Origin of the sequence: Streptomyces sp. FH025 (genome assembly GCF_017427025.1) — a bacterium.
In the GTDB taxonomy this organism is placed as follows: Bacteria; Actinomycetota; Actinomycetes; order Streptomycetales; family Streptomycetaceae; genus Kitasatospora.
In genome coordinates this window covers 1-9,568 of sequence record NZ_JAFLNG010000274.1, presented here as the reverse complement: position 1 = coordinate 9,568, position 9,568 = coordinate 1, and the positions used below count along the sequence as shown (strand labels likewise).

Here is a 9,568-nt window from a genome sequence, read left to right as displayed (position 1 = left end):
GCGCGGCCGGCTCGACCTGGTCGAGGGCCGCGCCCCGAACGCCCCGAACGAACTGGCCGCCACCCGGGCCTTCCTGGACCACGCCGGGCTCTCGCTCGGCGGCACCACCACCGTCCAGGGCCTGGAGCGGACGACGTACACCATCACCGGCGTGGTGGAGCACCCGGACGAGCTCGGCAGGGTCGAACTCGTCGCCCGCCCGGGCGAGTTGATCGACCGGCTGGCCGCCGCCCAGGATCCGGGCCGCCCCGCCGCCGAGCGGGACGCGGGCGGGCACCCCGCCTGGCTGGTCCGCCTCCCGGCAGGGGCCGCCGTCGGCTGGGCCCAGGTGCGGGAGTTCAACGCCCACGGCTACACCCTGACCGCCCGTTCGGTCGCGCTCGACCCGCCGCCGTACGGGGCCGTCCCCTACTACCGCGACAGCCGGACGTACAGCGACCCCGCCGCGGGCAACAGCACCAAGGTCGTGGTCGCCACCGTCACCGGGATGGCGCTGCTGGAGGTCGCCCTGCTCGCCGGGCCCGCCTTCGCGGTCGGCGCCCGCCGCTCACGCCGCCAGCTCGCCCTGCTCGGCGCGGCCGGCGGCACCCGCACCCACGTCGGCGCGGTGGTGCTCGGCGGGGGCGTGGTGCTCGGCGTGGTCGGCGCGGCGCTCGGCGTGGCGCTGGGCACCGGGGTGGTGGCCGGGCTGCGGCCGTGGATCGAGCAGGTCGGCGGCGCGCGCTTCGGGCACTTCGCGCTCCCCCCGCTGGACCTGCTCGCGATCGCCGGGATCGGCCTGCTCACCGCGCTGCTCGCGGCCGCGCTGCCCGCCTGGCAGGCCGCCCGCCGCAGCGTCACCGCCGGGCTCACCGGGCGGGACACCGTCCGGGCGCCCAGCCGGCTGGTCACCCTGCTCGGGGTGGTGCTGATCCTCGGCGGCGGCGCGATCGCGGTGTACGGCGCGGGCGCGGTGCAGCGCGGCCTGCCGGTGGTGAGCACCTACGACGCCCGCACGCTCACCGTGTTGGGCGGCTCGGTCACCGCCGAACTCGGCCTGCTGGCCTGCACCCCGGTACTGGTCGCGCTGGTCGGCCGGGCCGCCGGACGGCTGCCGCTCGGGCCCCGGCTGGCGCTGCGGGACTCCGCCCGGCACCGCTCCCGCACCGCGCCGGCCGTCGCCGCCGTGATGGCCGCCGTGGCCGGGGCCGTCGCGATCGGGGTGTACAGCACCAGCACCGACGCCGAGAACCGGCGCGACTACCGGCCGCAGGCCCCGTACGGCGCCGTCCGGCTGGACAGCCACCGCGACGGACCGCAGGCCGCCCAGCTGCGCGCCGAGGTGGAGAAGCAGCTGAGCGGGCTCGGCCCGCGCGCCGACCTCGGCCAGCTGGTCTACCGGTTCTGCGACAACTGCTCCAGCGTCGTGCTGCTCAAGGGCCCGGTGGACCACCGCCGGCTCGCCGACATGCCGCACGTCGCCACCGGGGACGCCGCCGCGCTGCACAACCTGTTCGGCGTCCGGAACCCGACGGCCGAGCAGGCGCTGGCGGCCGGGAAGCTGCTGGTCTTCGACCGGTCGCTGCTCGGAGCCGACGGCAAGGCGGTCATGCTGCTGCGCGGGAGCGGCGGTCCGGTGCAGCCGGGGCAGGTCCCCAAGCCCGATGTGCAGGAGGTGCCGGTCGACGCGGTGCTGGTCGACGACCCGGCGGCCGCCCGCTTCGCCCAGGGGCTGATGCCCACCACCGCGCTGCCCGGGCTCGGGCTGTCGGCGGCGCCGAGCGGCGCGGTCTGGCGCCCGGCCACCCCGCCCGACCGCAAGGCGCAGCAGCGCGCCGAGGCCGCGGCCGTCCGGCTGGACCGCTTCGCCCGGCTGGACGTCGAGCGCGGCTACCAGCCGAAGAGCGACGCGCTCACCCTGGCGCTCAGCGGTTTTGCCGGAATCGTGGTGCTCGGCGCGGCCGGGATCGCCACCGGGCTCGCGGCCGCCGACTCCCGGCAGGACCAGGCCACCCTGGCCGCCGTCGGCGCGCCGCCGCGGATCCGGCGGACCATGGCGGGCCTCCAGTGCGCGCTCATCTCCCTGCTGGGGGCGCTGCTCGGGGCGGCCAACGGCTTCGTCCCGGCGGTGGGGCTGCTCAAGTCCCGGGCCAGTGGCCCCGGTTCGCAGCCGGCGCTGATCGCCGCGCCCTGGGGCGAGCTGCTGCTGGTCGTGCTGGTGCTGCCGGTGCTCGCGGGGCTGCTCGCGGCGCTGTTCACCCGCTCCCGGGTGCCGCTCGGCCGGCGGCTGTCCTGACCGGCGGTCCTTCCGGCCGACGGCCTTCCTGACCGGCCGCGGGCTCGCCGGACACGGCTTGCGCACCGGCTGGGCACCACCCGGGCACCACCGGGAATCCACCCGGAATCCGCCGGGCGCCCGCCTCCCGCCAACCGGGGGCGGGCGCCCGGCGCTCGCCGTACCATGGGCCGCGATCCGGCGGGCGAAGGGCGCCCGCGGTCGGTCGGCTCGGCGAGGGAGACGAGGGCGGTGCTACGGGGCTTCGGTGATCTGGAGGCCGAGATCATGGACCGGCTCTGGTCCTGGGGCCGCCCGGCCACGGTGCGCGAGGTGGTCGACGACCTCCAGCGGGAGCGGGCCGTCGCGTACACCACCGTCACCACGGTCGCCGACATCCTGCACACCAAGGGCTGGCTGCGCCGGGACAAGGTCGGCCGCGCCTGGGTGTACGAGCCGACCTGCACGCGCGAGGCGTACACCGCCCAGCTGATGCACCAGGCGCTGGAGACCAGCCCGGACCGGGCGGGCGCGCTGCTGCACTTCGTCGACCGGATCACCGGGGACGAGGCCTCCGCCCTGCTCGCCGCCCTCGAACAGGTCAAGGCCCGGGACACCGAGTGACGCTCGCCCTGCTCGGCCTCCACCTGGCCGTGACCGGCGTCCTGCTGCCCCGCCGACTGGCCGGCCACGCCCGGCTCCAGGCCCGCCCGGCGCTGGGCGCCGCCCTGTGGCTGGCGCTGATGGCCTCCTTCACCGTCGCCCTGGTGCTCGCCGCGCACCACGCGCTGGAGCCCGCCGCGCACGAGCCGGCCGGGCTGCTCGGCCTGCTCCACCACCTCGAACCGACCCGCCGCGAACCGACCGGGCCGGTCGTGCCGCACACCCACGACTGGTGGCAGCTGGCCGCCGCCGGAGCGGCGCTCGCCGGGCTGCTGGCCACCGTCGGCGTCCGGGCCGGCCGGGCCCGGCGGCGGCACCGGGCGGTGCTGGACGTGGTCGCCGTACGGGACGGGCGCTGGGGCGCGCTGGTGCTGGAGCACGCCCATCCGACCGTCTACTGCCTGCCCGGGCGGCGCTCCCGGGTGGTGCTGTCGCGCGGGGCGCTGCGGCTGCTGGACGAGCGGCAGCTCGCCGCGGCCGTGGCGCACGAGCACGGGCACATCCGCGGCCGCCACCACCTGCTCCGGCTGCCCGCCGACACCTTCGCGCTGCTGCTCGGGCGCCTGCCGCTGGCCCGGCTGGGGCGTACGGAGGTGGCACTGCTGCTGGAGATGGCGGCGGACGACGCGGCGCTGGCGGAGGTGTCCCGGGGCGAACTGGCCTCCGCGCTCTACGCCTTGGCCTCGGGCACCGCCGCCTCGGGCACCTCTGCTGCGGGCAGCTCCGCTTCGGGCGCCGCTCCGGAGGGGTCGCTGGGGGCTGCCTCCACCGGGGTGCTGGCCAGGGTCCGCCGGCTGGCCCGGCCCGGCGGCGGCCGGCGGCGTCAACTCGCCGGGTGGCTCTGGGTGTTGACGCTTCCAGCGCTGCCCTATCTGCTGGCCTGCGCGCCGCATCCGTAGCGGCTCGGCGGTGCCTACCTGCGCCTACCTGCGCCTACCGGTGCCGCAGGTACGCCGCCGCGGTCTCGCGCAGCCGGTCATGCAGGCCGTCGTAGGCGCGGGCCCGGCCCAGCACGTCCTTCGGCAGCTTGGCGACCATCGTGTAGTTGGTGTCGCAGACGTTCGCGGCCGGGGCCAGCCCGGCCTGGCTGACCAGCTGGTAGGCGTCGAGCTGGTCCAGGCCGAGCAGTTCACCGGTCCAGCCGACCAGGTCGTGCTGGCTGATCCGGAACGCGTCCTCCAGCGGACGGGCCGAGCCGGTGCTGATCAGGAAGTCGTCGTTCTCCAGCCGGGGCCAGGCCGGGCCGCCGCCCTTGACCAGGTCGACGATCACGGTGGTGCGCATCGCCGCCTCCACCGCCGTGCCGCACACCTCCCCCTCCCCCTGGCGGGCGTGGCCGTCGCCGATGGCGAGCAGGCCGCCGTCGACGTTGACGCCGAAGTAGGCCGTGGTGCCGGCCCTCATCTCGGGGGTGTCCAGGTTGCCGCCGTGCGCGCCCGGGGTGATCGAGGCCAGCACCTCGCCGGCCGCCGGGGCCACGCCGACCGTGCCGTGCATCGGGTCGAGCGGCAGGTCCACCGCGAAGTCGCCGCCCCGGGCCCGGAACCGGCAGGTGCCCGCCTTGACGTCCAGTTCGTAGATCCAGACCCGCTCCTCCAGCGGCGCGTGCAGCATCGCGGTGCTGTGGGTCGCGGTCAGCGCGCCGAAGTGCGGAAAGGTGCTGGAGATGCCGTGGTCCCGGGCCGGGGTGATCTCCACGAAGTGCACCGCGAGCAGGTCGCCGGGCTCGGCGCCGGCCACCGCGATCGGCCCGGTGACCGGGTTGAGGTACGGGAAGACGCACACCCGGCTGGGCAGGTCGCCGGTGCCGCGCACCTTGCCGCCGAAGCAGTCCTCGGTGGTCAGCTCGACGACGGTACCGGGCTGGACGGTGACCAGCGGGGCGCGGCCGCCGAAGGTGTAGGAGTAGTCCTCCGGCGTCGGGAACAGCTTGACGATCTCGGGCAGGCTCACTGGTTCTCCTCGGAAGTGGTGGCGGCGGGCTCGGCGGCGATGGCGGATTCGGCCTCGGTGACGGCCAGTCGGGGCTTGCGGCCGGTCGCGATCAGTCCGCCCAGCACGATCCCGCCGATCAGCAGCCAGACGAAGCCGAGCCGCTGGGCCGCGATGTTGGCGTTGTAGACGACGTAGCCGAGGATCGCGAAGCCGATGGCCGGGGCGATCAGGTGGCGCCAGTAGTCCTTGCTGCGCTTGCGGATCAGGTAGTGGACGACCACGGCGACGTGCAGGACCAGGAAGGTGGTCAGCGCCCCGAAGTTGACCAGGGTGCTCAGCAGGGTGATGCCGTCCTCGCGCGAGGCCATGTACAGCCCGAGCACCAGTGAGATGCCGGCGGTCAGCAGGGTGGCGTTGACCGGCACCCGGCGGGTCGGATGGATCCTGGCGAGGAAGGCGGGCAGCTGACGGTCGCGGGCCATCGCGTACAGCAGCCGCGAGGTGGCCGCCTGGGCGACCAGGGAGTTGGCGAAGCCCCAGGCCACGGCGGTGGAGGCGGCGGTCAGCGTGGCGAGCCAGCCCCCGGCGGCGGTGCGGGCCGCGTCGTAGAAGGCGGTGCCGTTCGGGTCGCCGTCCCGGATCAGGGAGTCCGGATCGGCGACCAGCAGCGAGGCCACCCAGGTCTGCACGATGAACAGGGTGCCCGCGAGCAGCAGCGCGGCCACCATCGACCGGCCGATCGCCTTGGCGGAGTCCCGGTTCTCCTCCGAGAGGGTGGAGATCCCGTCGAAGCCGAGGAAGCTCAGCACCGCGATCGACACCGCGCCGAAGACCAGGCTCCACGAGAAGGTGTGCGCGTCGTAGAGCGGGGTGAAGTCGAAGCCCCGGCCCTTGCCGGAGGCCAGGGCGATCACGCCGACCACCACGAACAGGGCCAGCACGACGAGTTCGCCGATCAGCATGGCCTTGTTGACCTTGGAGGTGGTCTCGATGCCCAGGTAGTTGACCACCGTGTTGAGCAGCACGAAGCCGATCAGCCAGAGCCACACCGGGACGGACGGGACCAGGGAGTTCATCGCGACGCCCGCGATCAGGTACAGCAGGCCCGGCACCAGCACGTAGTCGAGCAGGATCATCCAGCCGGACAGGAAGCCGACCGGCGGCGCGATGCCGCGCCCGGCGTAGGTGTAGACGGAGCCGGCCATCGGGAAGGCCCGGGACATCTGGGCGTAGGACAGGGCGGTGAACATCATCGCCACCATGCCGAGGACGTAGGCCAGGGCGACCATGCCGCCCGAGCCCTGGAAGACGCCGCCGAAGATGCCGAACGGGGCAATCGGCACCATGAACACCAGCCCGTAGACGAGCAGGTCGGTGAAGGTCAGGGACCGGCGAAGCTCCTGTCGGTAGCCGTAGCTCTCGATGCTCTGGGGCGCGGGTGTGTCGGCCATGGTGCTCTCTCTCCGTGACGACCCTGCGGGTGTGTGGGGAGACACTAGAGGCAACTATTTCCAGATGGAAGGGTTTTGTTTCGACGTTCCGCCACGTGAGAACGGTTGCCTTTCGCGGGGTGCGTCGTTTCAGGGAAGAACGGTGAAGCCCAGGCCCTCGGCGCGGGCGAGGTGGACCCGGTGACCCTCCGCGTGCAGCAGCCGGCCCGCGGCCGCCAGCAGGCCGGACGGCTCCAGCGCGCGACGGGCGGCCAGCGCGGCGAGCAGGTGAAGGCCGTCGTACAGGCCGACCGCGTAGGCGTCCAGGACCGGCGCCCACGGTCCGCACAGCGCCCGGTGCCGCTCGGCGAGGCTCTGCCGGCGCTCCTCGGCCAGGGTCGCGAAGGAGGGCATCGCGGCGTACAGCGTTCCGGTGTCGTCGCCGCCGAGGGCGAGCAGGCCGTTCTCCTCCAGCGCGCCGGAAAGCCGCACCAGGCGGCGGTCCAGGCCGCTGCGCCGCAACGCCCGGTTGAAGTGCACCAGATCGCGCCCGATCAGACTGAGCAGCAGGGCGTCCGCCCGGGCGGTGCGCAGCGCGTCCAGCAGCGGTTCGACCGCGCCCTCGACCGCTCCGAACGGGATCCGCCGCTCCAGCACCACCCGGGCACCGGAGCGGGCGGCCAGCGCGGCGGCCGCGCCGTGGACCGACCGCGGCCAGATGTAGTCGTTGCCGATCAGGGCCCACCGGCGCAGCTTGTGACGCACCGTCAACTCCTCCATGGCCACACCGAGTTGGCTCGAAGGGTCGACGCCTGTGCACAGCACGCCGGGCAGTCGGGAACCGCCCTCGTGCGGCGGGGTGAAGACGTACGCGGCGCGCCCGGCCGCGACCGCCTCGACGGCCCGGTGCACATCGCTGGTGTGACACCCGGCGAGCGCGTCCAGCGCGCCCGCGTCCAGCAGTGCCCGGACCTCGCCCGCGACCCGCTCCGGGGTGGCGCCGCCGTCCACCAGCACCAGCTCCAGCGGTCGGCCGAGCACGCCGCCGCCCGTGTTCACCTCGTGCCCGGCGAGCAGCGCGCCGTCCAGGGCGGACGGGCCGGTCAGCCCCAGCGGGCCGGACTGCGGCACGACGAGGCCCACCCGGAACGCCGTCTCCCCCCGCTCCTCCCGCACGGAGTGCAGCGCTTCGAGCGGATCGATCAGGATCGCCTCGACGCTCACCAGTGCGAGTATGGTCGTCTCGTCGCCCCCGGGAAAGTCCGGGAGGGCCACGGGACGGACCCGAAGGGGAGGACCAGATGACCGCACCGGCGGAGGACATCCGTACGGCCCCCGAACCGCTGCTGGTCGAGCTGCTCACCCTGGCCCACCGCCGCCTCTCCACCGGCCTCTCGGCCGCCCTGGCCGAGGAGGACTGCACCGTCGACCAGTGGCGGGTGCTGCGCGCCCTCGCCGACGGCCGGGGCCACCCGATGGGCGAACTCGCCCAGACCCTGCTGATACCCCAGGCCAGCCTGAGCCGGCTGGTGGACGCACTGGCCGACCACGGCTGGGTCTACCGCCGCCAGGGCGACCAGGACCGCCGACGGATCACCGCCCACCTCTCCCGCCAGGGCCGCACCCGCCTCACCCGCCTCGACGCCCTGGCCGCCGCCCACGACGCCTCCGTCCGCCGGGCCTGCGGAGGCCTCACCGACCCGGGGCAGCTGCTGCGACGACTGGCCGCGCTCTGAGGCCGGGCGCCACCCGGTTGAGGGGCGACACCCGGCCGGCCCGCCGGCGCGATGGTCAGGCGAGCTTCTGGCAGAGCAGCGCGTACGGCCGCGCCGCCCACAGCTGCCACCAGGGCTGGCTGTAGGCCACGCCCGCGACGAACTCGTCGTTCGCGCACTGGCCCTTGGCGAAGCCGTACGCGAAGTCACCGCCCCCTGCCACCGCGGGGCGGTTGTCACCCTTGTCGAACCAGAGCGTGCGAACCGAAGTCCCCAGCGGTGCCGCCGACTTGGCGCACAGCACGCTCATCGTCCGGCCGTTGCGGCCGTATCCGGAAACGAAGGAGCCGGCGGGGCACTGGGCCTTGGAGTAACCCGGCGCCCAGTCGGTGGTCACGTAGGTGCCGCCGTGGTCGACGACGTACGAGCGGCCGGCGTCCCACAGCTCCGCCTTCGTGACGTCCGTGCACAGGCCGTCGTCACCGCCGTGGCTGAGCCCGATCAGCCGACTGCCGTCCGGGCAGGCCGCCTTGAGGGCCGAAGGGTCCCAGTCCGGCCGGGTCTTCAGGTAGGCGGAGTGGTTGTCGTCGGACAGAGGGGAGCTGAGCGAGGTCCAGTCCACGAGGCGCGGCGGGTTCGGGCCGGTGCTCGCCGAGGCGAGCTGCCATTCGCGGTGGAAGGCGAGGAAGGGCAGGTCGGCCGAGAGGATCGGGGTGCCGAGGATCGCGAGCCGTGCCATCAGCGCGCCGTTGATGTCGAGTCCGCCGTAGAGCGCGGCCGCGCCGTTGATGTCCGGCGTGCTGCCGGTGCCGTCGAGGACGATCGAGCCGCTGACGGCCGCCCGCAGGTACGGCTCGATCGACGCCTTCACCCCGACCGTGTCGTACAGGGCGATCGAGCCCTCGGCGAGCAGGCCGGCCTTCGCCGAGGCCGAGCCCTTGAGGTTGAGGCGCAGCGGGGTGACGGTGGAGGTCCCGGGGTCGGTGGTGGTGGTCCAGCCCGGGCCCTTGACGTAGTCGGAGTGGACGCCCCACTGGCCGTCGTACGCCTGCTCGGCGTCGAGGGTGACGGTGCCGTCGGCGGCGATGTCGGCGGAGAGGGTGAAGTTCAGGTTGATGACGACGGGCAGGGGGCCCACCATCACCACGGGGCTGGCGCTGTACGTGGCCAGCGGTATGCGGATGGGCGTGGTGCTCGCGGTGAGGTTCGCGCCGACGTGCCAGTCGGCGTGTGCGCCCAGGCTGAAGCCGATCCGGGCCTGCTGGGGGTCGATCAGGCCGAGGCCGCCCTGGTAGGAGAAGTCGACGGCCGGGGTGAGGGAGACCGAGCCGGAGAGGGTCGCCGAGGAGCCGTTCGGCAGCGGGACGGTGGCGTTGGCGCTGAGCCCCAGGCTCCCGGAGACGGAGCCCTGGCCGGCGGTCGCTCCGAGGTCGGTGGTGATCTGGATGCCGCCGATCTGGGGCTGGACCTGGAACGCGCTCGGGCTGACGGCGCTGTGCAGGCTGGTGCTGGTCGCGCCGAGCAGCTCGGGGAGGGTGGCCGGCCGGGTGGTGACGGCCACCTTCCCGTCA

The 9,568-nt window shown here is 74.5% G+C and carries 8 protein-coding genes; 4 read left to right on the top strand and 4 right to left on the bottom strand.

What is annotated here, in order from left to right; all coding sequences use genetic code 11:
- From J0670_RS19985 to J0670_RS19975, 3 genes are all read left to right on the top strand, one after another.
- Positions 1-2,275, top strand: a 2,275-nt coding sequence (locus J0670_RS19985) for an FtsX-like permease family protein (RefSeq protein WP_207812998.1), incomplete at its 5' end; no start/stop codon positions are given.
- Between the two features lie 231 nt (positions 2,276-2,506).
- Entirely contained in the window at positions 2,507-2,878 is a 372-nt protein-coding gene (locus tag J0670_RS19980; protein WP_307806599.1) for a BlaI/MecI/CopY family transcriptional regulator, read from the top strand.
- A complete protein-coding gene (locus tag J0670_RS19975; protein ID WP_207812996.1) occupies positions 2,875-3,816 on the top strand; it encodes a M56 family metallopeptidase in 942 nt (313 codons plus the stop codon). Before J0670_RS19980 ends, J0670_RS19975 begins: the two co-directional genes overlap by 4 nt.
- Before the next feature lie 34 nt (positions 3,817-3,850).
- On the opposite strand, the gene J0670_RS19970 is transcribed toward J0670_RS19975, so the two are convergent.
- From J0670_RS19970 to J0670_RS19960, 3 genes are all read right to left on the bottom strand, one after another.
- Positions 3,851-4,870: an acetamidase/formamidase family protein gene (locus J0670_RS19970; protein WP_207812995.1), complete on the bottom strand. Its 1,020-nt coding sequence runs from the start codon at positions 4,868-4,870 to the stop codon at positions 3,851-3,853.
- On the bottom strand, positions 4,867-6,303 hold the full coding sequence (locus tag J0670_RS19965; RefSeq protein WP_207812994.1) for an APC family permease: 1,437 nt from the start codon (positions 6,301-6,303) through the stop codon (positions 4,867-4,869). The genes J0670_RS19970 and J0670_RS19965 overlap by 4 nt, the downstream gene beginning before the upstream one ends.
- A gap of 129 nt (positions 6,304-6,432) precedes the next feature.
- Positions 6,433-7,506: an ABC transporter substrate-binding protein gene (locus tag J0670_RS19960; protein ID WP_207812993.1), complete on the bottom strand. Its 1,074-nt coding sequence runs from the start codon at positions 7,504-7,506 to the stop codon at positions 6,433-6,435.
- A gap of 77 nt (positions 7,507-7,583) precedes the next feature.
- Between J0670_RS19960 and J0670_RS19955 the strand changes: the two genes are divergently transcribed.
- Positions 7,584-8,018 (top strand): MarR family winged helix-turn-helix transcriptional regulator, encoded by a 435-nt coding sequence (locus J0670_RS19955; protein WP_207812992.1) that lies wholly within the window; start codon positions 7,584-7,586, stop codon positions 8,016-8,018.
- A gap of 55 nt (positions 8,019-8,073) precedes the next feature.
- On the opposite strand, the gene J0670_RS19950 is transcribed toward J0670_RS19955, so the two are convergent.
- A partial coding sequence (locus tag J0670_RS19950; protein ID WP_207812991.1) for a hypothetical protein occupies positions 8,074-9,568 on the bottom strand: 1,495 nt, incomplete at its 5' end.